Origin of the sequence: Leifsonia sp. SIMBA_070 (assembly GCF_046534635.1) — a bacterium.
Lineage (GTDB): Bacteria > Actinomycetota > Actinomycetes > Actinomycetales > Microbacteriaceae > Leifsonia.
In genome coordinates this window covers 1,373,467-1,398,932 of sequence record NZ_JAWRYK010000001.1, presented here as the reverse complement: position 1 = coordinate 1,398,932, position 25,466 = coordinate 1,373,467, and the positions used below count along the sequence as shown (strand labels likewise).

At 70.7% G+C, this 25,466-nt stretch carries 27 protein-coding genes; 14 read left to right on the top strand and 13 right to left on the bottom strand.

Translation table 11 applies throughout. The features are described 5' to 3' along the window. Positions 1-28 precede the first annotated feature (28 nt). Both SB754_RS06565 and SB754_RS06560 read left to right on the top strand, forming a co-directional pair. Complete coding sequence (locus tag SB754_RS06565; protein WP_410781539.1) at positions 29-511, top strand: Dps family protein; 483 nt, start codon at positions 29-31, stop codon at positions 509-511. A 117-nt stretch (positions 512-628) separates the two neighbouring features. Beyond that, on the top strand, positions 629-1,906 hold the full coding sequence (locus tag SB754_RS06560; protein WP_410781538.1) for an alpha/beta hydrolase: 1,278 nt from the start codon (positions 629-631) through the stop codon (positions 1,904-1,906). Between the two features lie 34 nt (positions 1,907-1,940). On the opposite strand, the gene SB754_RS06555 is transcribed toward SB754_RS06560, so the two are convergent. Genes SB754_RS06555 through SB754_RS06540 form a run of 4 tightly spaced genes read right to left on the bottom strand, consistent with a single transcriptional unit; the run spans position 1,941 to position 5,522 of the window. Next, positions 1,941-3,401 carry an amidohydrolase gene (locus SB754_RS06555; protein ID WP_410781537.1) on the bottom strand — a complete coding sequence of 487 codons (1,461 nt, stop codon included), beginning with the start codon at positions 3,399-3,401 and terminating at the stop codon, positions 1,941-1,943. Further along, positions 3,398-4,036, bottom strand: coding sequence for an FMN-binding negative transcriptional regulator (locus SB754_RS06550; RefSeq protein WP_410781536.1), 639 nt, complete (start codon positions 4,034-4,036; stop codon positions 3,398-3,400). Before SB754_RS06550 ends, SB754_RS06555 begins: the two co-directional genes overlap by 4 nt. Before the next feature lie 8 nt (positions 4,037-4,044). Further along, positions 4,045-5,034 carry an Fpg/Nei family DNA glycosylase gene (locus SB754_RS06545; protein ID WP_410781535.1) on the bottom strand — a complete coding sequence of 330 codons (990 nt, stop codon included), beginning with the start codon at positions 5,032-5,034 and terminating at the stop codon, positions 4,045-4,047. Further along, positions 5,034-5,522 (bottom strand): ribose-5-phosphate isomerase, encoded by a 489-nt coding sequence (locus tag SB754_RS06540; RefSeq protein ID WP_410781534.1) that lies wholly within the window; start codon positions 5,520-5,522, stop codon positions 5,034-5,036. Before SB754_RS06540 ends, SB754_RS06545 begins: the two co-directional genes overlap by 1 nt. Before the next feature lie 112 nt (positions 5,523-5,634). Here SB754_RS06540 and pepN point away from each other — a divergent pair, with 112 nt between their 5' ends. From pepN to SB754_RS06500, 8 genes are all read left to right on the top strand, one after another. Further along, the gene (gene pepN / locus SB754_RS06535) at positions 5,635-8,196 is read left to right on the top strand and encodes an aminopeptidase N (RefSeq protein ID WP_410781533.1); all 2,562 of its coding nucleotides are present in this window, start codon (positions 5,635-5,637) and stop codon (positions 8,194-8,196) included. 149 nt (positions 8,197-8,345) lie between these two features. Continuing rightward, positions 8,346-9,257 (top strand): ATP-binding cassette domain-containing protein, encoded by a 912-nt coding sequence (locus SB754_RS06530; protein ID WP_410781532.1) that lies wholly within the window; start codon positions 8,346-8,348, stop codon positions 9,255-9,257. Beyond that, positions 9,254-10,114: an ABC transporter permease subunit gene (locus SB754_RS06525; RefSeq protein WP_410781531.1), complete on the top strand. Its 861-nt coding sequence runs from the start codon at positions 9,254-9,256 to the stop codon at positions 10,112-10,114. The genes SB754_RS06530 and SB754_RS06525 overlap by 4 nt, the downstream gene beginning before the upstream one ends. Before the next feature lie 8 nt (positions 10,115-10,122). Further along, on the top strand, positions 10,123-11,493 hold the full coding sequence (locus SB754_RS06520) for a sensor histidine kinase (RefSeq protein WP_410781530.1): 1,371 nt from the start codon (positions 10,123-10,125) through the stop codon (positions 11,491-11,493). After that, complete coding sequence (locus SB754_RS06515; protein WP_410781529.1) at positions 11,490-12,164, top strand: response regulator; 675 nt, start codon at positions 11,490-11,492, stop codon at positions 12,162-12,164. Before SB754_RS06520 ends, SB754_RS06515 begins: the two co-directional genes overlap by 4 nt. Before the next feature lie 55 nt (positions 12,165-12,219). Next, a complete protein-coding gene (locus SB754_RS06510; protein ID WP_410781528.1) occupies positions 12,220-13,368 on the top strand; it encodes a mechanosensitive ion channel family protein in 1,149 nt (382 codons plus the stop codon). After that, on the top strand, positions 13,365-13,772 hold the full coding sequence (locus tag SB754_RS06505) for a globin (RefSeq protein ID WP_410781527.1): 408 nt from the start codon (positions 13,365-13,367) through the stop codon (positions 13,770-13,772). Before SB754_RS06510 ends, SB754_RS06505 begins: the two co-directional genes overlap by 4 nt. A 52-nt stretch (positions 13,773-13,824) precedes the next feature. Then, positions 13,825-15,471 (top strand): FAD-binding dehydrogenase, encoded by a 1,647-nt coding sequence (locus SB754_RS06500; RefSeq protein ID WP_410781526.1) that lies wholly within the window; start codon positions 13,825-13,827, stop codon positions 15,469-15,471. Positions 15,472-15,577: 106 nt separating this feature from the next. On the opposite strand, the gene SB754_RS06495 is transcribed toward SB754_RS06500, so the two are convergent. Next, positions 15,578-16,276, bottom strand: coding sequence for a hypothetical protein (locus tag SB754_RS06495; protein WP_410781525.1), 699 nt, complete (start codon positions 16,274-16,276; stop codon positions 15,578-15,580). A gap of 42 nt (positions 16,277-16,318) precedes the next feature. Between SB754_RS06495 and SB754_RS06490 the strand changes: the two genes are divergently transcribed. Then, positions 16,319-17,191 (top strand): acyl-CoA thioesterase, encoded by an 873-nt coding sequence (locus tag SB754_RS06490; protein ID WP_410781524.1) that lies wholly within the window; start codon positions 16,319-16,321, stop codon positions 17,189-17,191. A 2-nt stretch (positions 17,192-17,193) separates the two neighbouring features. Here the strand turns inward: SB754_RS06490 and SB754_RS06485 are convergent, their stop codons facing one another. Beyond that, positions 17,194-17,949: an anti-sigma factor family protein gene (locus tag SB754_RS06485; RefSeq protein WP_410781523.1), complete on the bottom strand. Its 756-nt coding sequence runs from the start codon at positions 17,947-17,949 to the stop codon at positions 17,194-17,196. Next, positions 17,946-18,461, bottom strand: a complete 516-nt coding sequence (locus SB754_RS06480) for a sigma-70 family RNA polymerase sigma factor (protein WP_410783275.1) — start codon at positions 18,459-18,461, stop codon at positions 17,946-17,948. Before SB754_RS06480 ends, SB754_RS06485 begins: the two co-directional genes overlap by 4 nt. 122 nt (positions 18,462-18,583) lie before the next feature. Between SB754_RS06480 and SB754_RS06475 the strand changes: the two genes are divergently transcribed. Further along, entirely contained in the window at positions 18,584-19,051 is a 468-nt protein-coding gene (locus SB754_RS06475) for a ubiquinol-cytochrome c reductase iron-sulfur subunit (RefSeq protein WP_410781522.1), read from the top strand. A gap of 8 nt (positions 19,052-19,059) precedes the next feature. After that, the gene (locus SB754_RS06470; protein ID WP_410781521.1) at positions 19,060-19,575 is read left to right on the top strand and encodes a hypothetical protein; all 516 of its coding nucleotides are present in this window, start codon (positions 19,060-19,062) and stop codon (positions 19,573-19,575) included. 45 nt (positions 19,576-19,620) lie between these two features. On the opposite strand, the gene SB754_RS06465 is transcribed toward SB754_RS06470, so the two are convergent. The 5 genes from SB754_RS06465 to msrA form a co-directional block, all read right to left on the bottom strand. Then, positions 19,621-20,133: an acyl-CoA thioesterase gene (locus tag SB754_RS06465; RefSeq protein WP_410781520.1), complete on the bottom strand. Its 513-nt coding sequence runs from the start codon at positions 20,131-20,133 to the stop codon at positions 19,621-19,623. 14 nt (positions 20,134-20,147) lie between these two features. Next, positions 20,148-21,830 (bottom strand): energy-dependent translational throttle protein EttA, encoded by a 1,683-nt coding sequence (gene ettA, locus SB754_RS06460; RefSeq protein ID WP_410781519.1) that lies wholly within the window; start codon positions 21,828-21,830, stop codon positions 20,148-20,150. A 138-nt stretch (positions 21,831-21,968) separates the two neighbouring features. Next, positions 21,969-22,478 (bottom strand): DUF6993 domain-containing protein, encoded by a 510-nt coding sequence (locus tag SB754_RS06455; RefSeq protein ID WP_410781518.1) that lies wholly within the window; start codon positions 22,476-22,478, stop codon positions 21,969-21,971. Between the two features lie 10 nt (positions 22,479-22,488). Then, positions 22,489-22,902, bottom strand: a complete 414-nt coding sequence (locus tag SB754_RS06450) for a single-stranded DNA-binding protein (protein ID WP_410781517.1) — start codon at positions 22,900-22,902, stop codon at positions 22,489-22,491. 126 nt (positions 22,903-23,028) lie between these two features. Then, entirely contained in the window at positions 23,029-23,553 is a 525-nt protein-coding gene (gene msrA, locus SB754_RS06445) for a peptide-methionine (S)-S-oxide reductase MsrA (protein WP_410781516.1), read from the bottom strand. Between the two features lie 146 nt (positions 23,554-23,699). On the opposite strand from msrA, the gene SB754_RS06440 reads away from it, so the two are divergent. Then, positions 23,700-24,443, top strand: coding sequence for a hypothetical protein (locus tag SB754_RS06440; RefSeq protein WP_410781515.1), 744 nt, complete (start codon positions 23,700-23,702; stop codon positions 24,441-24,443). 112 nt (positions 24,444-24,555) lie between these two features. Here the strand turns inward: SB754_RS06440 and nadE are convergent, their stop codons facing one another. Continuing rightward, positions 24,556-25,395 carry an ammonia-dependent NAD(+) synthetase gene (gene nadE, locus SB754_RS06435; RefSeq protein WP_410781514.1) on the bottom strand — a complete coding sequence of 280 codons (840 nt, stop codon included), beginning with the start codon at positions 25,393-25,395 and terminating at the stop codon, positions 24,556-24,558. Between the last annotated feature and the right edge of the window lie 71 nt (positions 25,396-25,466).

Here is a 25,466-nt window from a genome sequence, read left to right as displayed (position 1 = left end):
TGAGGCAGGCAGAAGAAAGGACGCCACCATGACGGACATCGCTGCAACCCAGAGTGTCTCCAACCCGGACGTCGCGGCCGGGGTCGCGCAATTCCTGACCCCTGCGGTCATCGATCTGACGGCCATCGTCGTCAACGGCAAGCAGGCGCACTGGCACGTGCGCGGCGCGAACTTCATCGGCGTGCACGAGCTGCTCGACACGATCGTCGACCATGCCCAGGAGTGGGCCGACCTGGCCGCGGAGCGCATCGTCGCCCTCGGCCTCCCCGTCGACGCCCGCCTCGGCACCGTCGCCGCGAAGACCACGACCGGCGAGCTGACCGCCGGGTTCCGCCCGTCGAACGAGACCATCGCCGAGGTCATCGCCCAGCTGGATGCGGCGCTCGCCGGCGTCAACACCGCGGTGCGCGAGCTGGCCGAGCTCGACCAGACCAGCCAGGACGTCGCCATCGAGATCGCACGCGGGCTCGACAAGGACCGCTGGTTCCTGTTCGCGCACATCAGCGAGTAGCAGGGTCTTCGGAAGGGGCCGTCCGCGCGAGCGGGCGGCCCCTTCCGCGTATGCGGAGCGGTGCGGCAGCCTGCCGACCATGGACATGCGCTCCCGAGGCGCAGTACGCTCACGCCCATGGTGCGCCGGGTGATCGTCGCGTGCGGTCTGGTCGCCGTCGCGGCCATCGGACTGCTCGTGGCCCCGGCGGCCGGCGCGGCCCCGATCACGACCTTCGACGTGCTGAACGCGATGAACGACCAGCAGCAGGAGGCGTACCTCCAGAAGCATCCCGAGCTGCTCATCCAACTCGCCAACACCGACCCGGATGCTGTCCACGACGACTGGGAGTCGATGGATGCGGCAGAGCGCAAGGACGCGGTCGACACCATCCCGGAAGTGATCGGCAACCTCGACGGGGTCGACTACCGCGACCGCGACACTGCCAACCGGAAGGCGCTGAAGCAGGCGGTCGCGAAGGCCCAACGGCTCCTCCGGGACCACCCGGACGACCAGCTCAACCAGCGCGTCCTCGGGTCGCTGACCGCCATCCAGAAGACGATGAAAGGCAAGCGCACGCCGGCGCGCCACCTCGTCGCGCTCAGCCTGGACCGGCCTCCGCTCGCCTCCATCGCGATCGGCGACCTGGACGCCGCGGCGAACGTCACGTTCCTCGTTCCCGGCATGGGCACCTATACGGACGACATGCAGCTGTGGACGCAGTCCGCCCAGAACCTGTACGACGAGCAGGGCGACGTCGGAGGCCCGAAGCGGCGGGCGGTCGTGTCGTGGATCGGGTACGTCACTCCCCCGCCCGGCATCGACGCCGCCCTCGGCGACTACGCCTCTCGGGGCGCTCCTCTGCTCACGGCGGACCTGCGCGGCGTGAACGCTGCGCGGGTGGACCATCCACCGAAGGCCCTCAACGTGGTCGCGCACTCGTACGGGACGACGACCAGCGCGAACGCCCTGGCCGACGCCCGCGACCTGGGCGTCTACGCCTTCGTCATGCTGGGATCGGCGGGGATCGAGGGGCGGATTCCGAATGCCGGGGCGCTGCACGTGGAGCACACGTACGCCGGCGAGGCGGAGGCGGACGGGGAGGCGCGGTTCGGCCGCATCACGCGGCGGGATCCGCGCTCGCCGTCGTTCGGAGCGACCGTGATCAGCGTGGACGGGGACGAACAGGCCGACCTGTTGCCCGTGACCGGCCATGCACCGGTGCTGCACTCGGCGTGGAACGACGACCCGCTGTCCTCCGCCTGGTCGAAGATCACCGACACGGTGCTGTTCGAGAAGAAGTTCGCCGAGCATCTCGCCAACTACGGATACCTGGACGCGTACACGGAGTCGCTGCGGAACACCGCGGTCGCCACGACGCCGGGCGCGGACCGGCTGCTGCTCCGCGGGCACTGAGGCCGAGCGGTGTCCGCGCGGCCGGCGGCGCGGGTCAGCGGAGAGTGTCGTGGGTGAAGCGGCCCGCGAGGAGGGTGGCGGCCACCGGCATCGTGCGGAGGTCGTCGGGAGTGGCGGCGAGCGGGTCGCGGTCGAGGATGGCGAGGTCGGCGGGCTCGCCCGGAGCGACGGCGGAGCGGACGGAGGCGGCCAGCGCCACGTCCGCGGCGATCGCCTGCTCGGGATGCCAGGGCTCGCGGCCGTCGCGTGAGCGGCCGACCGCGGACGCGATCGCGGCCCACGGGTCGAGCGGCGCGACGGGAGCGTCGGAGCCGAAGGCGAGCCGTGCGCCGGCGGCGTGGAGGTCCGCCAGCGGGACGGCGCGCGCGGTCCGTCCCTTCCAGAGGCGATCGGCGACGTCGCGGTCGTCCATGGCGTGCTCCGGCTGCACGCTCGCGGTGACGCCGAGGCGCGAGAAGCGTGCGACATCGGAGGCGTCGATCAGCTGCGCGTGCTCGATGCGGCCGCCCGCGTCGATGACCTCGAACGCGTCGAGGGCGCGGCGGTTCGCCTCGTCGCCGATGGCGTGCACGGCGGGCTCCAGCCCGTGTGCGACGGCGAACCGCATCCTCTCCACCAGTTCGTCCGGGGTGAGGTTGGCGACGCCTCGGCCGCCGTCCGGATAGGCGTGCGAGCAGAGCGCCGTGCGCGTGTTCAGGGAGCCGTCGGAAATGACCTTGAACGGGCCGACCGTCACCAGGCCGTCGGTACCCGGGATGACCGCGCCGGTGCGCAGGCCCTGCTCGGCGGCCCGATCGAGGTGGTCACCGTAGATGCCGAACTCGACGCGGAGGTGGCTGGCGCCGTCGGCGCCGCCCACGGCCGCCGCCATCCGGCGCTGCCAGACGTCGAGGTTCCAGCCGTACTCGAGGTCGACGATCCCGACGACACCGCGGCGCGCGGCAGCACGCGCGGCGTCGGCCGCCCACCGGTCGAGCGTCGCGTCGTCGGCGGCGGTCAGGAGGCTGGTGACGGCGAAGCTGTCGTCCTCGCGCAGCACGGCCTCCGTCGAGCCGGGGGCGAACCGGCGGGCCGCCGCGGAGTTCAGCCAGGAGCAGTGGAGGTCGCCGGCGATCAGGACCACGGGCCGCTCGGCGGCGGCGTCCAGCAGCTCACGGGTGGGGAGGTCGGGCCACAGGGCGTCGTGGAAGCCGAAGCCGACGAGGACGTCGCCGCCGGGATCGGCGGCCGCCCTCTCCCGCACGAGAGCAGCGGCCTCCGCCGCCGACGCCGCGCGCGACACGTCGAGCCGGCGGGCAGTCTGCGCCCACTGCGTGAAGTGGACGTGCTGGTCCCAGAGCCCGGGGACCAGCCAGCGGCCGTCCAGCTCGATCCGCTCCGCGGAGTCACCCGGCAGGGAGCCCGCAGGCACGACAGCGGTGATCCGGCCGCCATCGATCACCACGTCGACGTGCGCCTCACCGGGCACCCGCGCCCCGGCCAGCACCAGCGTCATCGTGCCGCGCGCCGCCGGTCGTGCACGATCCGCATCTCGCGCAGCAGCCCCGCGCTGGCGTACGGACCGTCACCGCCGAGCTCGCTCATGATGGCTTCGACGATGTGGTCCGGCCGGTTCTGGCTCATCTTCTGCTTCGCGACGACCTTCGTCGGCGTGAGCCGCAGGCCCACGGTGCCGGAGGCGATCCGCTCGGCGTACTCGGAGTCGTGCAGCGTCCCGCGCATGCGGCGCGGCGACGGCAGCTCGTCTTCGAAGTGATCCACCAGCCGCTCGAGGACATCGAGGTTCTCGACGTCGCTCAGGATCTCCGGCACCCCGGAGAAGTGCGCCGCGATGAAGTTCCAGGTCGGCACGGCGGGCTTCTCGTCGTACCAGCCGGAGGAGATGTAGCCGTGCGGCCCCTGCACGATGACGAGGAGTTCGTGCTCGCCCAGTTCGTGCAGCTGCTCGTCCGGCCGGCCGACGTGGGCGAGCAGCGACAGCTCGTCGCGCGTCTCGTCGAGCAGCACCGGATAGTGGGAGGCCACCAGCCCGGTCGACGGCGCACTGACGAATGTCGCCCACGGGTTCTCGCGGACGAGCCGCTTGAGCTCGGCCGGGTCGCCGAGGGTGAAGCTCGGGTTCTGTCGCATCGCCCCTCCTACGCCTGGTCCACCGGGCACCAGTACAGCTTGCGGCCGCCCAGCTCCTCCATGACGATGTGCGTGCCGCACACCCGGCACGGGAGGCCCTCGCGCTTGTACACCCAGTGCCGGTCGTCGCGGCTGGCCATCGCCTTGCGGTACGACTCGTCGTCGAGGTCGTCCATCGTCATCATCTGACCGGTCTCGACGCCGATGCGCAGCAGGTGCACCCAGTCGCGCCAGAGCGCGCGCACGGTCTCTTCCGGCACCTTCTTGCCGGGGGTGTGCGGGTTCTGCCGGGCCCGGAACAGCAGCTCGGCGCGGTAGACGTTGCCGATGCCGCTGACGACGCTCTGGTCCATCAGCAGCAGGGCGATGGAGGTCGGCTTGCGCCGCACGATGGCGACGAAGCGGTCCTCGGCCTCCTGGCTGTCGTCGACCTGCGGATCGGGCCCGAGCTTCGCGATGACCGCATCGACCTGCGCCGGGTCGAGGACCTCGCAGGCGGTCGGCCCGCGCAGGTCGGCCACAGCGGTGTCGGTCAGCAGGCGCACCCGTACCTGACCGATCGGCTCGGGCGGGAACGAGGTGATCTCGGCCTCCACCTTCTCGGACTCCGCCATGCGGAGCCTCGTGCGGCGGGGCGCACCGATCGAGTGGAGCGAGTTCTCGCCCGCCGCGTCGAGGATCGGCTCGCCGAGGTCGGTCCCCCGCTGGTTGGTCTGGCCCATCCGCCCGTTCGCGCTGGCGATCGTCGGGTCGATGCTGATGTCGCCCGCGAAGTCCCACGCGCCGTACAGCCCGAGGTGAACGCGCAGGAAGAGCCCGTTGTCGAACTCGAGGAACATCTGCTTGCCGACCGCCCGAGCGTCCGTCATCACGTGCCCGTCGATGCGCGTCGCATCGGCCGCGAAGCGCCCCTGCGGCGACGACGCGGCGACCCGGTGCCCGACGAAGTTGACCGCGAACTGCCGGGCGATGCGATGGACGGAGTGGCCCTCGGGCATCAGCGGTCCACGTTCTTGCCCGCGATGTCGCCGGTGGCCTCGTACTCCGCCAGTTGGGCGATGCGGCGGACGTGCCGCTCTTCGAACGAGAAGGGCTCGGCGATGAAGGCGTCGATGAAGCCCGTCGCCTCGTCGACCGTGTGCTGACGGGCGCCGATGGCGATGACGTTGGCGTCGTTGTGCTGCCGGGCGAGCAGCGCAGTGGACTCGCTCCAGACCAGGGCGGCGCGCACGCCGCGGACCTTGTTCGCGGCGATCTGCTCGCCGTTGCCCGAGCCTCCGAAGACGATGCCGAGTGCCTGCACACCGGCCTGCTGGTCGCGGACCACGGCCGCCGCCGCGTTGATGCAGAAGGCCGGGTAGTCGTCGATCGGGTCGTACTCCGTCGGCCCGTGGTCGATCACCTCGTGACCGGCCGCCGTCAGGTGCTCCTGCAGATGCGTGCTGAAGTCGAGGCCGGCGTGATCGGTGGCGATATGGATGCGCATATCCACAGTTTAGGGAGGACCACAGACCCGCGAAGGCGCGGTGGCTAAGGTGGATGCGGTGGACACGATCCACGCACCAGACCTCTCAGCCATCCCCTCAAAGGAGTCAGCGTTGCCCGGAGAAAACCTCACCCGCGTCGAAGCGCAGGAGCGCGCGTCCCTCATCCGCACCCACAGCTACGAGGTCGCCCTCGATCTGACGACGGGGCCGGAGACGTTCCTCAGCACCACGACGGTGCGCTTCTCCGCGAAGGCGGGCGCGTCCACCTTCATCGACGCGATCACGAAGTCGGTGCACTCGGTCACGCTGAACGGCTCCGACCTCGACCCGGCGGCCGTGAGCGACGGCGTCCGCATCCAGCTCGACGACCTCGAAGACGAGAACGAGCTGACCGTGGTCTCCGACGCGCTCTACACCAACACCGGTGAGGGCCTCCACCGCTTCGTCGACCCGGTCGACGGCGAGGTGTACCTCTACAGCCAGTTCGAGGTGCCGGACTCTCGGCGCATGTTCGCGGTCTTCGAGCAGCCGGACCTGAAGGCGCAGTTCACCTTCACCGTCACCGCGCCCGAGCACTGGGCCGTCGTCAGCAACTCCCCAACGCCGGAGCCCCGTCCGGTCGGCGAGGGCGCCACGGTCTGGTCGTTCGCTCCGACCCCGGTCATCTCGTCGTACATCACCGCACTGATCGCCGGCCCGTACCAGTCGGTGCACAGCGAGCTGACCAGCCGCGACGGCCGCACCATCCCGCTGGGCGTGTACACGCGCAAGAGCCTCGCCGAGTACCTCGACGCCGACTACATCTTCGACAAGACCCGCGAGGGCTTCGCCTTCTACGAGGAGCGCTTCGACTACGCGTACCCGTTCGAGAAGTACGACCAGCTCTTCGTGCCGGAGTTCAACGCCGGCGCGATGGAGAACGCGGGCGCGGTGACCTTCACCGAGACGTACGTCTTCCGCTCGAAGGTGACCGACGCCATCAAGGAGCGCCGGGTCGTCACGATCCTGCACGAGCTCGCCCACATGTGGTTCGGCGACCTGGTCACCATGAAGTGGTGGAACGACCTCTGGCTGAACGAGTCGTTCGCCGAGTACGCCTCCACGCTCGCCACCGCCGAGGCGACCGAGTGGACGGAGGCCTGGACGACGTTCGCCGCGATGGAGAAGAGCTGGGCGTACCGGCAGGATCAGCTCCCGTCGACGCACCCGATCGTCGCGACGATCAACGACCTGGAGGACGTGCAGGTCAACTTCGACGGCATCACCTATGCGAAGGGCGCCTCGGTGCTCAAGCAGCTGGTCGCCTGGGTCGGTCAGGACGACTTCCTCGCCGGCGTCGCCCAGTACTTCAAGAAGCACGCGCACTCGAACACCGAGCTGAAGGACCTCCTCGTCGAACTGGAGGCCACCAGTGGCCGCGATCTGACCGGATGGTCCGAGAAGTGGCTGGAGACCGCGGGCGTCAACACGCTGCGCCCCGAGCTCGAGGTGGATGCGGACGGCACGATCACGTCGTTCGCCGTGCTGCAGTCGGCCGCGGCCGACTACCCGACCATCCGCCCGCACCGCCTGGCGATCGGGCTCTACAACCTCCAGGACACCGGTGACGGCACGCAGCGCCTGGTCCGCGACGAGCGCTTCGAGCTGGATGTCGACGGCGAGCGCACCGAGGTCGCCGAGCTGGTCGGCGTCCGCCGCCCGGACCTCGTGCTGATCAACGACGACGACCTCGCCTACGCGAAGATCCGCCTCGACGAGGAGTCGCTGAAGGTCGCCATCGAGCACCTGTCGGACATCGAGAGCCCGCTGGCCCGTTCGCTGGTCTGGGGCGCCGCCTGGGATGCGACGCGCGACGCCGAGACGAGCGCGAGCGACTACGTGCGGCTGGTGCTCGGCAACATCGCCTCCGAGACCGAGTCGACGACCATCCGCACCACGCTGAACCAGCTCGTGCTCGCGTCGACGGCGTACGTCGCGCCGGAACGTCAGCGGGAGACCGCCCAGAGCGCCGCCGACGCGCTGTGGGAGCTGGCGAAGGGAGCGGAGGCCGGAAGCGACGCGCAGTTCCAGTTCGTGAAGTTCTTCGCCGCCCTCGCCTCCACCGACGAGCAGCTGGCGACGATCGCGGGCCTGCGCGACGGCTCGGTGACCCTCGACGGCCTGACCGTCGACACCGACCTGGCGTGGGAGCTCCTGATCGCGCTGGTCGCGGGCGGCGCAGCAGGTACGGCCGAGATCGACGCGGCGCTCGCGGCCGACAACACCGCGAACGGCGGGCAGTTCGCCGCGCAGGCCCGCGCGAGCATCCCGACCCTCGAGGGCAAGCAGGCCGCCTGGGACTCGGTGTTCGGCTCCGACGGCCTCCCGAACACGATCGTCCGCTACACCGGCATCGGGTTCCAGCGCGCGAAGGACAAGGGCGTGCTCGCCCAGTTCGTCGAGCCGTACTTCGCCGCGCTGCAGGGCGTCTGGACCTCGCGCAGCTACAAGATCGCCGAGTACCTGGTCGAGGGCATGTACCCGGCCCCGCTGGCGAACGAGGAGCTGCGGGACGCGACCCGTGCCTGGCTCGACGCGAACTCCGAGCCGGCCGCACTGCGCCGCATGGTGGTCGAGAACCTGGCCGGCGTCGAGCGCGCGCTCGCCGCGCAGAAGCGCGACGCGCTGGCCTGAGCCTGGCCGCTTGCACGTCTCGAAGGGGTCCCGCCGCGGCGGGGCCCCTTCGTCGTACCGGCGTCGTACGAAGCCCGGCGGCGGAACGCGCCCGTCGTGGTACCGCGGGTGGATGTTGCTGCGCGCCAACGCCCCCTAGTCTCGGAGGCATGATCCAACTCGATCACCTCACGAAACGCTTCGGCGCGAAGACCGCCGTCGACGACATCACCGTGACCATCCAGCCGGGCAAGGTCACCGGCTTCCTCGGCCCGAACGGCGCAGGGAAGTCCACGACCATGCGGATGATCATGGGACTCGACCGGCCGAGCGGCGGCACCGCCCTCATCAACGGCAAGCGCTACTCCGAGTTCCGCTCCCCCCTCACGGAGGTTGGAGCCCTGCTCGACGCCAAGGCCATCCACACCGGACGCTCCGCCTACAACCACCTGCTGGCCCTGGCGGCCACCCACGGCATCCCGAAGTCCCGCGTGCACGAGGTCATCGGCATGACGGGTCTGGAGTCCGTGGCGTCCAAGCGCGTCGGCGGCTTCTCGCTCGGAATGGGCCAGCGGCTCGGCATCGCCGCGGCCATGCTGGGCGACCCGGCGACCCTCATCCTGGACGAGCCGGTCAACGGTCTCGACCCGGAGGGCGTGCTCTGGGTGCGGCAGTTCGCGCGCCACCTCGCCGGACAGGGTCGCACCGTGTTCCTCTCGTCGCACCTGATGAGCGAGATGGCCCAGACCGCCGACCACATCGTGGTCCTCGGCCGCGGCCGTGTGCTCGCGGACGCACCGGTCGACACCATCCTCGCCGGAGCGACGCGCCACGCGGTCCGCGTGCGCACCCCGCAGCCCGAGCAGCTCGCTCGGGCAGTGGCAGGAGCCGACGTCGCCGTCACCGGCGTCGAGGCCCAGCTGCTCGAGATCACCGGCCTCACCGCCGCGCAGATCGGCGAGACCGCCGCACGCGACGGCATCGTGCTGCACGAGCTGACGCCGATCAGCGCATCGCTCGAGGAGGCCTACCTCGAGCTCACCCAGGACGACGTCGAGTACCGCACGGAGGTCAGCCGATGAGCACCGCAACCGCCACACCGCAGACGCACCCGCACTCCTCGCTCGGGCACCTCAACTTCGCGCGCGTCGTGCGCTCGGAGTGGATCAAGCTCCGCACTCTCCGATCGACGTTCTGGTCGCTGATCAGCGCCGTCGTGCTCGTGGTGGGCATCGCCTCCCTCGTCTCCTTCGCCATCCCGGACAAGTCGACACTGATCGGACAGGTGCAGGGCGCGCGCCAGGCGGCCGTGGAGGCGCAGGCCGCGAACTTCGCGCAGACCGCAGCGACCGCCGGGCTCACGTTCGCGTCGCTCGTCATCGCCGTACTCGGCGTGCTCGTGATCAGCGGCGAGTTCTCGACCGGGATGATCCGTTCGTCGTTCACCGCCGTGCCCCGCCGGTTCCCGGTGTTCGCCGCGAAGACCTTGGTACTGTTCGTCGTCGCCTTCGTGGTCGGCCTCGTCAGCTCGGCCGCTTCGTGGGGCGTCGCGGTGCCGATCCTGAAGGCCAAGGGCTACACCGGGGACCTGTTCTCGATCGACACGCTCTGGGCGATCCTGGGCGCCGCGCTCTATCTGGGCCTCGTCGCCGTCTTCGCGCTCGGCGTCGGCGCCATCCTGAAGTCGACCGCCGGCGGCGTCGCGGGGGCACTGGGCGTTCTCCTGGTGCTTCCGATCATCGCGAGCCTGGTCGGCAGCCTCACCCGCACCCAGTGGGTCACCGATGCACAGCACTACCTGATCAGCAACGCGGGCTCCGGGATGGCGGGTATCGCCAACGGGACGCTCGAACCGTGGGCGAACGTCGTCACCGCCCTGGCATGGGCCGTCGTGGCGTTCGTCGTCGGCGCGGTGCTCCTGCAGCGCAGGGACGCCTGACCCGCCACGTGACCGCTTCCCCCGCGCCCGCCGAGCCGATCGGGACCGGCGCGACCACGACCGACGCCCCGGGCGGACTCGAACTGCCGAGTCCGCCCGGGGTGATCCGTCGCTTCCTGCTGGCGCACCCCCTCGCGCTCGACATCTTCGTCTCCGCGGTCTACCTGGTGCCCGCCGTCGTCGGTTCGCTCATCGAGTTCACGGAGCGGCCGAGCGTCCAGACGATCGTCCTCCTCGTGCTGTCCGCCGCGGCGGGCGTGGCCCTGCTGGCCCGGAGGCAGCGGCCGGCGGTGGTGTTCGCCGCCGCGACCGTGGTGCTCGGTGCGAGCGTCTTCCTCGGGCGCGATGTGGATGTCGCGCCCACCCTGTTCGCGCTGTACGCGCTTGCGGTCTACCGCTCCATCCGCTCCGCGTGGATCGCCTTCGCCGTCACGGCAACTGTGACCGTCACCATGCTCACGACCGAGGTGCTGCTCGCACAGGCGAAGGTCTTCACCCAGCTGCAGACGGCGGCGATCCCGTCCGGCATCATCGTCCTGTCGTTCTCGGTGGTGGCCGTGCTCATCGGCAGCAACGTCGGCAACCGGAGGCGCTACCTCGCCGCGCTCATCGACCGGGCGAGGCAGCTGGCCCGGGAGCGCGACCAGCAGGCCGATATCGTGGCCGCCGCCGAGCGCAGCCGCATCGCCGGCGAACTGCACGACATCGTGTCGCACAGCCTCACCGTGATGATCACGCTCGCCGACGGATCCGCCCGGCTCGCCGAGAGCGCACCCACCCGTGCGGCGGAGACGATGCGGCTCGTCGCCGAGACCGGGCGAAGCGCGCTCGGCGACATGCGGCGGCTGCTCGGCGTGCTGCGCGACGGCGAGGAAGCGCTGGGAGGAGGCGCGGCGCGGGTCCCGCAGCCCGGGGTCTCCGACCTGGCGGCCCTGGTCGAGACGTTCCGGTCCGCCGGGCTCCCGGTGCGCATCACCGTGTCGGGCACCCCGCCGGAGGATGCCGGGCAGCAGCTCACGATCTACCGGATCGTCCAGGAGGGACTCACGAACGCCCTCCGCTACGCCGCGACCTCCACCGCAGTGCGCGTCGTCATCGTCTTCCAGCCGGGGAACGTCATCCTCACCATCGACGACGACGCGACCATGCATGGGCCGGCGAGGCAGGGCTCTGGCCGTGGGCTCCTCGGGCTGCGCGAGCGCGTCGGACTGTACGGAGGCAAGCTGGAGGCCGGGCCGCGCCTCGGAGGCGGGTGGCGGGTGCGCGCCGTGTTCGCGCCGATCGCACCCACTGCATCCACCCCATCCACCGCATCCACCGCGGCCACCGCATCCACCTCCGCCACCCCATCCGTTGCGCCCACGAAGGAGAACCCGTGACCGACGGCCGCATCCGCATCCTGCTCGTCGACGACCAGCAGCTCGTCCGGCTCGGCTTCCGCATGGTGCTCGAGGCGGAGCCCGACCTCGTCGTCATCGGCGAGGCGGCCGATGGCGCAGAAGCGGTCCGGCTGGCCGGCGAGCTGCGACCCGACGTGGTGCTGATGGACGTGCGGATGCCCGTGCTCGACGGCATCGAGGCCACCCGCCGTATCGTGGAGGCCGACCCCGCCTCCCGGATCATCGTGCTGACCACCTTCGACCTCGACGAGTACGCCTTCGGCGGCCTGCGCGCCGGCGCGAGCGGCTTCCTGCTGAAGGATGCGCGGCCGGAGGAGCTGACCTCCGCCGTCCGCAGTGTAGCCGCGGGCGACGCCGCCGTCTCCGGACGCGTCACCCGCGCGATGCTGGAGCTGTTCGCCGACCGGCTGCCGTCCGGCGGCGCGCCGGGGCCGGGCGGGCATGACCCGGTCGCCGGGCTGACGCCGCGGGAGCGCGAGATCCTTGTCGCGATGGGCCAGGGGCTGAGCAACGGCGAGATCGGCGCGCGCTTCTTCCTGACCGAGTCGACGGTGAAGACGCACGTCGGGCGGGTCCTCGCCAAACTGCAGCTCCGCGACCGGGTGCACGCCGTGATCTTCGCCTACGAGCACGGGCTGCTCGAACGGTGAACCGCCCGCCGGGCCCAGCGACCGCCAAGGCGCGGCTCGCTAGGCTCGGAACGGTATGGAGATCCTGAAAGCAACCTTCTGGACCGAACTCGGGTCGTGGGCCGCGGAGGCGGGCTGGAACCTGGTCAACGCCGCGTGCATCATCGGCGGCGCGTTCCTGCTCGCCTGGATCCTGCGCGTCGTGATCCGCAACGTGGTCGCGCGCATCGTCAGCGGCGTGAAGAAGGGTCAGAACGTCAGCGACACGCAGGCGCTCGTCGCCTCGCCCCTCGCGGCCGTCCGCCTCGTGCAGCGCACACGCACCCTCGGCTCGGTGCTGACCAACATCGTCCACGTGACGATCGGCATCATCGCGCTCATCCTCATCCTGAACGTGTTCGTGCCGAACGTGCTCGGATCCTTCGCCCTGCTCACGGCCGCCCTCGGCGCCGGCCTCGGTTTCGGCGCGCAGAACATCGTGAAAGACGTGCTCAACGGGCTCTTCATGGTGATGGAGGACCAGCTGGGCGTCGGCGACGTGGTCGACCTCGGCCCCGCGACCGGCGTCGTCGAGGCGGTCGGCATCCGCGTCACCCAGGTGCGCGACGTCAACGGCACGCTGTGGTTCGTCCGCAACGGCGAGATCCTCCGCGTCGGCAACATGTCGCAGGGCTGGGCCCGTGTCATCATCGACCTGGCGGTGCCGTACGACGCCGACATGGAGGCCGTGCAGGCGAAGATGCTGGAGACGGCGAATGCGCTGGCCACCAGCACGAAGTGGCGCTCCCGCATCCTCGAGAAGCCGGAGCTGTGGGGACTGGAGTCGATCTCGGCCGACGCCATGGTCATCCGCATCGTGCTGAAGACCCGTACGACCGCACGCGACGATGTTTCGCGGGAGCTGCGCCTCCGGCTGAAGCAGGCGCTCGACGAGATGCAGGTCAAGCTGCCCTCGCTCTCGGCGGTCGTGCTCAGCGGGTTCGACAGCGCGGCGAGCGTCCAGGGGGCGAAGCCGCCGCGGACCCGTCCGACCTCGACGGTCACGCCGGAACCTCCCGCGACGGGCCGGAAGGCGCGCGCGGCGGCGAAGCGGCAGGCAGCGGGGCGCACCCGTATTCAGGACCCGGGTGCCATCCGCATCACGCCGACGACGCCGCCGCAGCCGACGCAGTCGTCGGCGCCGAAGCCGCCGCACACGCCGAAACCGGACGGAGACCCGGCATGAGCCTCCCGCTGATCCCCACCGGGCCGCAGAAGTCGTTCTACGACGAGGTCGGCGGTCACGACACGTTCGTCCGCCTGGTGGACGCGTTCTACCGCGGCGTCGCCGACGACCCTGTGCTGCGCCCGATGTACCCGGAGGAGGACCTCGGGCCGGCGAAGGAGCGCCTGGTGCTCTTCCTGGAGCAGTACTGGGGCGGCCCGACGACGTACAGCCAGCAGCGCGGGCACCCCCGGCTGCGGATGCGCCACAACCCGTTTAAAGTGAACCCGGACGCCCGCGACCGCTGGCTGGCGCACATGCGGGTCGCCGTCGACGAGCTCCGACTGGCCCCGCTGCACGAGGAGACCCTCTGGAGTTACCTGGAGCGCGCGGCGTTCGCTATGGTCAACACATTCGAGGAGTAGCCCTCCGCCGCCCTGGGGACGACGGGCGATTCCGGTGCCGAAGGAGACACGGATGACAGCTGAACCCGACGCGATCGTCGTCGGCGCGGGCCTCTCGGGGCTGGTCGCCGCCTCCGAACTTCTGGATGCGGGACGCCGCGTCACCATCGTCGAGCAGGAGCCGTCGGCCTCCTTCGGCGGGCAGGCGTGGTGGTCGTTCGGCGGGCTGTTCCTGATCGACTCGCCCGAGCAGCGCAGGATGGGTGTCCGCGACTCGCTCGCGCTCGCCCGGGACGACTGGTTCGGCACGGCGGGATTCGACCGCGCGGAGGACCATTGGCCGCGGCAGTGGGCCGAGGCGTACCTCCAGTTCGCGGCCGGCGAGAAGCGCGCCTGGCTGCGTGAGAAGGGCGTCCGCTTCTTCCCCGTCGTCGGATGGGCGGAGCGCGGAAGCGGCGAGGCCGGCGGGCACGGCAACTCCGTGCCTCGGTTCCACATCACGTGGGGCACCGGGCCGGGGGTCGTCGAGCCGTTCGCACGCCGGGTGCAGTCGGCCGCGGCCACCGGGCGCGCGAGCATCCGCAACCGTCACCGGGTGGACGAGCTGATCGTCGAAGGCGGCCGCGTGGTCGGTGTCCGCGGCGCCGTGCTCTCACCGGACCCCGCCGAGCGCGGTGCTCCCAGCAACCGCGACGTCGCGGGCGAGTTCGAGCTACGGGCGCCGGTCGTCATCGTCGCCTCGGGCGGGATCGGCGGCAACCACGACCTCGTTCGCGGGGCCTGGCCGTCCCGGCTCGGAGAGCCGCCCGCGCACATGCTGTCCGGCGTGCCCGCCCACGTCGACGGACGGATGCTCGGCATCGCCGAGGCCGCGGGCGCGCACCTCATCAACGGCGATCGGATGTGGCACTACACCGAGGGCATCCAGAACTGGGACCCGGTCTGGGAGCGGCACGGCATCCGCATCCTCCCCGGGCCGTCGTCGCTCTGGCTGGACGCGCACGGCGACCGGCTGCCGTCACCGCTGTTCCCCGGCTTCGACACCCTCGGGACGCTGGAGCACCTGCGGAAGACGGGCTCCGACTACAGCTGGTTCGTGCTGACGCAGAAGATCATCGAGAAGGAGTTCGCGCTCTCCGGGAGCGAGCAGAACCCCGACCTGACCGGCAAGGACGTCCGGCTGCTCGCCAAGCGGGTCGCGCCGGGAGCGCCCGGGCCGGTGGAGGCGTTCAAACGGAACGGGGCCGACTTCGTCGTCGCCGACACGCTGGACGAGCTTCTCGCCGGGATGCAGCGCATCGCGGACGTCCCGCTCGACACGGAGCTGGTCGCCCGGCACGTGCACGAGCGCGACCGGCAGCTCGACAACGAGTTCGGGAAGGACCTCCAGCTCGCTGCGGTGCGGTCGGCCAGGAAGTACCGGGGTGACCGGCTCATCCGCGTCGCGTCGCCGCACAAGCTGCTCGACCCGTCGGCCGGACCGCTCATCGCGGTGAAGCTGCACATCCTCACCCGGAAGAGCCTCGGCGGGATCGAGACCGACCTCGACGGCCGTGTGCTGAACGCGGACGGCACCGTCGTCCCGGGCCTCTACGCGGTCGGCGAGGCGAGCGGCTTCGGCGGCGGCGGGATGCACGGCTACCGCGCCCTGGAGGGCACGTTCCTCGGCGGCTGCCTCTTCTCCGGCCGCCAGGCCGGCCGCGCCGCCGCCCGCGCCTGACCCCCTCGCCGAACCGCCCCCCGTCGAGTACACACTTTCTGCACGCGACACGCCGCAGCGGCGTGCAAAAAGTGTGGACTCGACGGTGGGCGGTGCGGCGCGGGGGTCAGCGGCGGAGGGACCAGGAGGCGCGGCGGACGAGGGTGTGGCCGCGGCGGGTCGTGAGGCGGGTCCACGGGCCCGTCTCGTGGATGGTGACCGGGTCGTCGTCGCCGAGGAAGCCCAGGCTCTCTGCGGCGAAGCCGGCGCCGGCGGGAATGTACTCCAGGCCGTCGATCGGGCGGCCCCAGACCTCGGCGCGCACGCGCTGGACCAGCTGCTCCCCCGTGCCGGTCGGCACGGCCTCCGCGACCTCCGCGATGCCCGTGCGGGCCGCCGACTCCAGCCGGGCCGCGTCGGTCTCGTCGACCTTGCGCCAGCCTCCCCGGGGCGGCGAGATGCCGGCCCACGTCACGGTGGAGACCTCCAGCGGCAGCCGGATCTCGATCGGCCCCTCCGGAGTCTCGCCCTCGGCCTCGCGCGCCTGCGCACTCTCGTGCACCCGCGCGACGCGGTCGAGCAGCGAGCGGATCGGCACGACGGCGTCGAACTCGACGTCGCCGGCGATCGCGAACGTCCGCAGGCCCAGCACGGTGGGGGTCTCGTCCAGCAGGCCTCGCGGGTACAGGATCGCCGTGTAGACGGCGAGCACCCCGGACCCGGCGATCAGGCGCACGGAACCTTCCTCGACACGGGCCGCCCGCGACAGATACGTCTGCAGGTCGGCGACGGCGAGGGCATCCATCAGGGAAAACGACTGGTTCATCGGGTGTCTAAACTACCAACAGACCACCGACTTGGAGGCACTGTGACCGAGCCCCTGGCTTCCCTACTGACCGCGCTCGATCTCACCGACACCGGCGCCCGCACCAGTGAGGACATCTTCACCGGTCCGTCGCAGTGGATGCCGCTGGGCCGAGTCTTCGGCGGACAGGTGCTCGCGCAGTCCATCGTCGCCGCCACGCGGACCGTGGAGGACGACCGCAGCATCCATTCGATGCACGGCTACTTCCTGCGGCCGGGCGACGTGAACCTTCCGATCACGTTCTCGGTGGACCGCATCCATGACGGCCGCTCGTTCTCGACGCGGCGCACCCAGGCGTACCAGAACGGCCTGCCCATCCTGTCGATGATCGCGTCGTACCAGACGGAGGACGAGGGCGTCGAACACCAGGACGCCATGCCGGACGGACTGCCGGAGCCCGAGGAGCTGCCCTCGACGGCGTCCACGCTCGAGGACGTCCGCAATCCCGTGGCGCAGTATTGGGCCAGCCAGCGGCCATTCGACATGCGCCACGTGACCTCGCCCATCTACCTCGCGGTGGAGGGCGAGCGCGTCGCGCAGCAGGCGGTGTGGTTCCGCACCATCGGCGAGATGCCCGACGACCCGGGCCTGCACCGCGCCGCCCTCGCTTACGCCAGCGACTACACGATCATGGAGTCGGTGATGCGCCGCCACGGGATCGCGTGGGCGACGCCCGGCCTCAAGGCGGCCAGCCTCGACCACGCGATGTGGTGGCACCGGCCTGCTCGCGTGGACGAGTGGCTGCTCTACGTGCAGGAGTCCCCCACGGCGAGCGGAGGCCGTGGGCTGTCCCAGGGACGCATCTTCACCCGCGATGGACGCCTGGTGGCGAGCGTCGCGCAGGAGGCCACCATCCGCCTCCCGCGCGAAGACTGACCTCAGCCGAAGCTGCTGCGGAGCAGGACCGTCCCGTCGCCGGCTGCGCGGATGTCGACCGCGGCGATGTCCTTGAGCGGGATGCTGGTCGTCGCGACCGGTGTCGCGGTCGTGCCCTCGTCGGCCGTCCAGGTCGAGATCGTGTGCTGCGTACCCGACCGGTCGGTGACGACCATCGCGTACTCCCAGCTGCGCCCCCCGTCGGCGGCTCCGACACGCGCGTAGCGGCAAGCGGACTCGATGCGCGTGCCCCACGGCTCCTCTGTCAGTTTCAGGTCGGCCGTGAGCGGGCTCGGTTCGACCTGCTGCATGACCACGACCGCCTGCGGGGAGGCCGGAGGGCTCAGCACGCCGGGCAGCGCGAACGCCGCCACACCGATGAGCAGAGCGGCCGCGACCGCTGAGAGGCCCCCGATCAGCCACCGGGCGCGAACGCGACGGCGGCGGGCGTGGTGCAGCAGGGCGGGCAGCACATCCGGGCCGGGGCCGCCGGCGTGGTCCGCCGCGGCGGTCGCAGCGGTCGCGCCGGTCGCCTCCGTCTCGCCGGTGGCGGCGGGCCCGTCCGCGTCGAGCAGCGCGAACGCCTCCTCCCGCGGCACCTGGCTGAGGAGTCCGGGCATCCCGGCGAGTTCGGCGACAGACTCCGAGCAGCGCTCGCACTCGCGGAGGTGCGCCTCGAACTCCCGGCGCTCGGTCGGGCTCAGGGAGCCCAGGACGTAGGCGGCGTCCCAGGTCGCGAATTCGTCGTGCGTCGTCATGCCGAGGTCACCCCTCTCTCCTGCAGCGCGAGCCGCAGCGCGCGCAGACCGTAATGGAGGCGCGACTTGACCGTGCCCTCGGGGATGTCGAGCTCGCGGGCGATCTCGGCCACAGACCGTCCACCGTAGTACGAGTGGACGATCACGGCGCGGTGCTCGACCGACAGCTCGGCCAGCGCATCCGACACCAGCCAGGCGTCGAGGACCGCGTCGGCGGCGTCGTCGTCGGAGGTCGGCCGTTCGGGGAGCGTGTCCGTGCCGAACTCGTGCCGGTAGTGGGCGCTGCGGCGCCCGTCGATGACCAGGTTGCGCGCCACCGTGAACAGCCAGGTCCGCGCGGACTGCTGGGACTGGTCGAGGACGTTCGGCTTGCGCCAGGCGCGCAGCAGCGTCTCCTGCACGATGTCGTCGGCCATGGCGCGGTCGCCGGTGAGGTGCACGACGTACCGCCAGACGGCCTGCGCGTGCTGGTCGTGCAGCTCGCGCAGCAGGCGGGAGTCCTCCTCCGGCATGGTCACCTCCGCCCTGTACACGATGCAGCCGACGGAAAGGTTCACACGCCACGGTTGAACCGATCTCCGCATCGTCTCGTGAATACCGTAAGAGACGAAACCGCCGAACGGGAGGAACCCGCATGAACGACCACGCACCGCTCACCCGCCGCACCCTCGTATCGATCGGCGGGGTGTCCGCCGGCGCACTGCTGCTCGCCGCCTGCACCCCGGGGGGTGCGGATGGTTCGGGGTCCGGCGCGGAAGGGTCCGGAGGCTCGGGAGGCTCAGGAGGCTCGGGAGGCTCCGGCGGCTCAGGGACGACGCAGGTGTCGCTGGCGTCCATCCCGGTGGGCGGCGCCGTTTCGGCCACGCTCGCGGGCAAGCCGATCGTGGTGTCGCAGCCGAGCGCGGGGAAGGTCGTCGCCTTCAGCGCGGTGTGCACGCATCAGGGCTGCACGGTGGCGCCGCAGGGCAAGGAGTTCGACTGCCCGTGCCACGGTTCGCGCTTCGACGGCACCACCGGCGACGTGCTGGACGGGCCGGCGCGCGACCCGCTCCCGAAGCTGAACGCCCAGGTCTCGGGCGACTCCGTGACCGTGACGGGATAGGGCCCGACGTGGAGGTCAACGGATTACCGCTGCACGTCCTGCTCGTCCACTTCGTGGTCGTGCTGGTGCCGCTCACGGCGGTCGCCGCACTGCTGGTACCGGTGTGGCCGGCAGCGCGGCGCCGTCTCGGGATCGTCGTGCCGCTGCTGGCGCTGGCGGACCTGGTGCTGGTGCCGGTCGTCACGTCCGCCGGGGAGTGGCTGCAGGCGCGGGTCCCGTCGACGCCGCTGATCCTGCAGCACGCCGCGCTCGGACGGACCCTGCTGCCGTGGGTGATCGTGCTGTTCGCGTTCACCGTGCTGCAGTGGGCGTGGTTCTCCTTCTTCGACCGTCCGGGGTCGCCGCGGCGCCCCTCCACCGTGGTGCGCCGGGTGGCGATCGTCGTGCTGACCGTTGCGGCGCTGGTGCTCGCGGTGGGGACCGTCGTGGAGGTCGTGCTGATCGGCGAGGCGGGCTCGCGGGCGATCTGGGAGAACTCGTTCAGCCCGACGCCCCTGCCGACGACCCCCGCCCCGACGCCCTGATGGCGCGGCCCCGCGCCGCAGCAGCGACTGGGACCGCGCCGCCGGTCAGTTGCGTTTGGCGAATGCGACCGGCTCGTCGAGGTACGGGGTCCAGGCGTCCCGCTCGCGCTCGTTGATGCGGCGCGGTCGCTGGCTGGTCGCGTCGACGAGCACGATCGTGGTCGCCGCCCGCGAGAACAGCGTGCGGGGATCGGTGCCCTCCGGTGACCACACCTCGTAGCAGACCTCCAGGCTGGCTCCGCCGAGCCTGCCGAGCCAGAGCTGCACGTCGAGCGGCTGCCGGAGGTACGGGATGGGCGCGAGGTACTCGATCTCCTGCCGCGCGATCAGCGTGAGCGTGTCCGCCCCTGGGCGTCCGTCGAGGACTGCGGTCGACGCGCCGACCGCTTGGCCGCTCCCCTGCACGGCGTCGCCGCCTGTGTCGCCGGCGCTGTCGTCGGTCACCCAGAACGCCTCGATGCGTGCCTCTTCGAGGAGGCGCAGCATCTCGGCGTTGTTGACGTGACCGTACGCGTCGAGGTCGCTCCAGCGGAGCTTGATCGGTACGTGCAGTCGCATGGCGGGTGTCCCGTTCAGTCGCGCGTGAGCTTGCGGTAGGTCGAGCTGTGCGGCTTGGCTGCGTCCGGGCCGAGGCGCTCCACCTTGTTCTCCTCGTACGCCTCGAAGTTGCCCTCGAACCAGTACCAGTTCGCGGGGTCCTCCTCGCTGCCCTCGTAGGCGAGGATGTGGGTCGCGATCCGGTCGAGGAACCACCGGTCGTGGGTGATGACCACGGCGCATCCGGGGAACTCGAGCAGCGCGTTCTCCAGGCTGGAGAGGGTCTCGACGTCGAGGTCGTTGGTCGGCTCGTCGAGGAGCAGCAGGTTGCCGCCCTGCTTGAGCGTCAGCGCCAGGTTGAGGCGGTTGCGCTCACCACCGGAGAGGACGCCCGACTTCTTCTGCTGGTCCGGTCCCTTGAACCCGAAGGTGGAGACGTAGGCCCGCGACGGAACCTCGGTCTTGCCGACCTGGATGTAGTCGAGCCCGTCGGACACGACCTCCCAGACGTTCTTGTTCGGGTCGATGCCGCCGCGGGTCTGGTCGACGTACGAGATCTTGACCGTCTCGCCGACCTTCAGGTCGCCGCCGTCGAGCGGTTCGAGGCCGACGATGGTCTTGAACAGCGTCGTCTTGCCGACGCCGTTCGGGCCGATCACTCCGACGATGCCGTTGCGCGGCAAGGTGAAGGTGAGGCCGTCGATGAGCCGGCGGTCGTCGAAGCCCTTCTCGAGGTTCTTCGCGTCGATCACGACCTGGCCGAGGCGCGGCCCCGGCGGGATCTGGATCTCTTCGAAGTCGAGCTTCCTGGTGCGCTCCGCCTCGGCCGCCATCTCCTCGTACCGGGCGAGTCGGGCCTTCGACTTGGCCTGACGGCCCTTTGCGTTGCTCCGCACCCAGTCGAGCTCCTCGGACAGGCGCTTCGCCAGCTTGGCGTCCTTCTTGCCCTGGACCTCGAGCCGCTCGCGTTTCTTCTCGAGGTACGTCGAGTAGTTGCCCTCGTACGGGTACAGGTGTCCGCGGTCGACCTCGGCGATCCACTCGGCCACGTGGTCGAGGAAGTACCGGTCGTGGGTGACGGCGAGCACGGCGCCGTGGTACTTGGCCAGGTGCTGCTCGAGCCAGAGCACGCTCTCGGCGTCGAGGTGGTTGGTGGGCTCGTCGAGGAGCAGGAGGTCCGGCTTCTGCAGCAGCAGGCGGCACAGGGCCACGCGGCGCTTCTCACCTCCGGAGAGGGTGTTGACCGGCCAGTCCCCTGGCGGGCAGCGGAGCGCGTCCATCGCCTGCTCCAGCTGGGAGTCGAGGTCCCACGCGTCGGCCGCGTCGATCTGCTCCTGGAGGGTTCCCATCTCGGCGAGCAGCGTGTCGAAGTCGGCGTCCGGCTCGGCGAGCAGGCCGGAGATCTCGTTGAACCGGTCGACCTTCTCCTTGATCTCACCGACGCCCTCCTGGACGTTCTCGAGGACGGTCTTGCTCTCGTTCAACTGCGGCTCCTGCATGAGGATGCCGACGCTGTAGCCTGGGGAGAGCTTGGCGTCGCCGTTGGAGGGCGTGTCGAGGCCTGCCATGATCTTCAGGATGGTGGACTTTCCGGCGCCGTTGGGTCCGACGACGCCGATCTTCGCTCCCGGCAGGAACGCCATCGTCACGTCGTCGAGGATCACCTTGTCGCCGACCGCCTTGCGGGCCCGCACCATCGAGTAAATGTATTCGGCCACTCTTCTTCTCAAACTCCCTGTCGTCGGCTGACTGCCGTATACGAGGATACCGGGCTTACGCCTTCTCTCGGGCGGGTCGCGGGGTCACGCGGGCAGGATCACCCGGTCGGATCGCCCGGTCGGATCACCCCGCGGGGATCACCAGTCGATGGGGCGCGTCTGCCCGATCAGGCAGTTGCCCGTCGACAGCACCGGCGTCGCCTCGCTCCAGTACCCGCCGGCGTCGGCGCCGTTCTGCCCGATCAGGCAGGTGTCGCCCATGCGCACCGAGAACTGGATGCTGTTCGCCTTGAGGCCGATGGTGGTCGTGTCGACGGTCAGCTGCATGTCGCTCTTCGTGAATCCGGCGGCGACGAGCCCGTCGATGAAGTCGCGCCCCTGCGCATTCGGGTTCTTCGCGAGGGTCGCGTGGTTCACCTGGTCGAAGTACGGCAGATTCTGCGTGGCCGTGCCGCCGGGCACGAGCGCGATCGCCGCCGGCGTCGTGCTCGTGGGAGCAGGAGTCGGAGAGGCGACGACCGTGGCCGAGGCCGTCGGCGCCGGAGCGCCCGTGCATCCCGTGAGCGCCAGCGCGACCGCTGCTGCAGCAGCGAGCATCGTGGCGGGCACCGCGAGAGATCCGGTCCGGCGGACCACGGGAGGCGTCATATCCCGCATCTTAGGGGGACGCCGCTGTGGTTCCCTGAGAAGCGGTCACCGCCTCCTCCCCCGTCTCGCCACCCGCCGACCGGGTGAACTGCGACCGGCCCCAGGTCAGGTCGTGCCCGATCGACTCCGCCTCGATCTCGACCGTCATCCCCTGCTTCTCACCCGCCCACTCCCGCAGGCAGAGCCGGCCCGAGACCAGGACGGGGTCGCCCTTGGCGACGCACTCGGCGGTGCTCAGTGCGAGCCGCCGGAAGGCGCTGACGGTGTACCAGTTGCTTCCGCCGTCTTCCCACGTCGACGCCTGACGGTTGTAGCGGCGATGCGTCGTGACGAGCCGGAAGCTGGTGATCGGCAAGCCGGCCTCGGTGACGAGGTGGCGCGGTTCGGTGGCGACGAAGCCTCGCACGGCGACGGTATCTGACATGGTCTCCCCTTTCGGCGGGGCCGCCCCTGCGGCGGCCGCACGACCACTCTCGCGGGGCCGCAACCCGCGCAGGGGCGGGAGGCCGGATCTGTGGAGAACCGCTTCGTCGGAAGTTCTGGGGACGGGTCAGGCCGCGACGTACTCCGCGTACGAGGCGCGGATCTTGTTCACCTTGGGCAGCGCGACGGCGAGGCAGTAGCCCTGGCCCGGGTTCTTGGCGAAGAAGTCCTGGTGGTAATCCTCTGCGCGGTAGAACGGGCCGAGCGGTTCGATCGTGGTGACGATCCCGCCGTCCCAGTACTCGGACGCGCGGTCGCGGGCCGCCTCGAACAGCTCGCGCTGGTGCTCCCCGTCGGAGAACATCGCCGAACGGTACTGGGTTCCGATGTCGTTGCCCTGCCGGTTCACCTGGCGCGGGTCGTGCAGGGTGAAGAACACGTCGAGGATCACGCTCGGCGGGACGACCTCCGGGTCGAAGGTGACCGCGACCGCCTCGGCATGACCGGTGCGGCCGGTGCAGACATCCTCGTACGACGGGTCGACCACCGTTCCGCCGGTGTAGCCGGACACCACATCCTCCACTCCGCGCAGGACGCGGTACACCGCATCCAGGCACCAGAAGCATCCGCCTGCCACCACGAAGGTCTGCATGAAGGTCCCCTTTCGTTCCGTCCGTCCCATTCTGCCGCGCCGACGTGCCCGGGTGCACGTCGGCGGACGGGTGCACGGATGCCCGGGTTGGCGACACGACGGGCGGGCTCCCGGGGCGACCGGGGGTCCGCCGTTACCATCACGGCATGCAGTGGTGGAATGACTTCGTCGATTGGTTCACATCGCCGGCCGCAGGCCCGGCGATCTTCAATGCGGTGGTCCTCGCGGTCGCCGTGATCCTCTCCGGCCTGATCGCCGCCTGGATCGCCCGGGGCGCCCTCAAGGGCCTCCTCTCCCGTACCGACCGCCAGCAGAAGGCCTCAGCGATCGCCGCGCTGGTCGATGCGGCCACCGAGGCGTCCGTCTGGAACTCGCTCTCGCCGGCCGAGCAGATCCTGTCCGACCGGGCGGTGGGGCAGGCCGACATCATGGTCCGCCTGCTCCCGATCAAGAATTCCGGCCTTGCCGCAACGTGGGCGGGACACCAGCTCGCCGAGATGAAGCGGGCCTCCGCCACCTTCGGCTACCAGCTGGACCCGGCGATCGCCGAATTCCGCGACCGTCTCATCGAGTGGCAGAACAACCCGCGCCGGGCCAGGAAGATCTTCCAGAGCGACCTCGAGCGCTGGCGCTTCGAGAACACCGACAGCGAGCGCTCCCTGCTCGCCCAGCAGGACGCGTGGGTGGCGCAGCAGCACCACGAGCAGTACGCCGCGCCTGCGACGGGAGCTGTGGGAGCGACCGGAGCGGAGACTCCGGCCGCGCAGCCGGCGCCCGCCGCACAGCGCGACCAGGAGCAGACCGCCGCCAACCCGTTCGTCGCAGCCGCCGCAGAGGCGAACGCGTCCGCGGACACCTCGCCGACCTCGCGCCTCGGGCAGCCGGTCTAGGCGCCTCGGCCAGCCTGTCCAGGCACTGACCTGCCCGACGGCACAGCACTCCACCCGAATCACGAAGGGCGCCGGCTTCACGCCGGCGCCCTTCGTCGTTCCTGCTCGCTACTCAGCGGGTGTAGGTGGTCTCCGCCCACCAGCCGTCGAACATGCTCGCCGGGGGCTGCCGTTTGTGCTCGGTCGACCGGTAGCGCGTCTCGAGCGCCTCGGCCACCTCGTCCGGCACGTCCTTCCCCTCCAGGAAGTCGTCGATGTCGTTGTAGCTGAGCCCGAGGTTGTCCTCGTCGGTCTGCCCGGGATTCGCGTCGAGCAGATCGGCGGTCGGCGCCTTCTCGTACAGCCGAGCGGGCGCCTCCAGGTACTGGAGGAGCTGTTTGCCCTGCCGCTTGGTCAGCCCGCTGAGCGGGAGGACGTCCGTCCCACCGTCGCCGTACTTCGTGAAGAACCCGGTGACCGCCTCGGCGGCGTGGTCGGTGCCGACGACGAGGAGCCCCCGCTGCCCGGCGATCGCGTACTGCGCGACCATGCGGATGCGCGCTTTCACGTTGCCCTTGACGAAGTCCGACATCGCCTCAGGGAGCGCATCGGCGTACTCGTCCTGGACGCCGTCGGTACCGCGCTGGATGTTGAACACGACCGAGCTCTTCGGCCGGATGAAGGAGAGCGCCAGCTGGGCGTCGTCCTCGTCGTGCTGAACCGCATAGGGCAGGCGGACGGCGACGAAGTCGGCCTCCGTCCCTTCCGCAGCGAGCCGCTCGACCGCGAGCTGGGACAGCCTTCCCGCGAGGGACGAATCCTGCCCGCCGCTGATCCCGAGCACGAAGCCCTTGGCTCCGGTCGTCTTCAGATAGTCCGCCAGGAAGCCGACGCGGCGCTCGACCTCCTCGGCCGGGTCCACCTCGGGACGGACGTGCAGGTCCTCGATGATCTTCGCCTGGAGTTCACGCATGACGCCACGATAGCCCCGCTGGATTTCGTCCGTGTGAACGGCGAGAAGCGGACTGCCGCGACCCCCGGCCA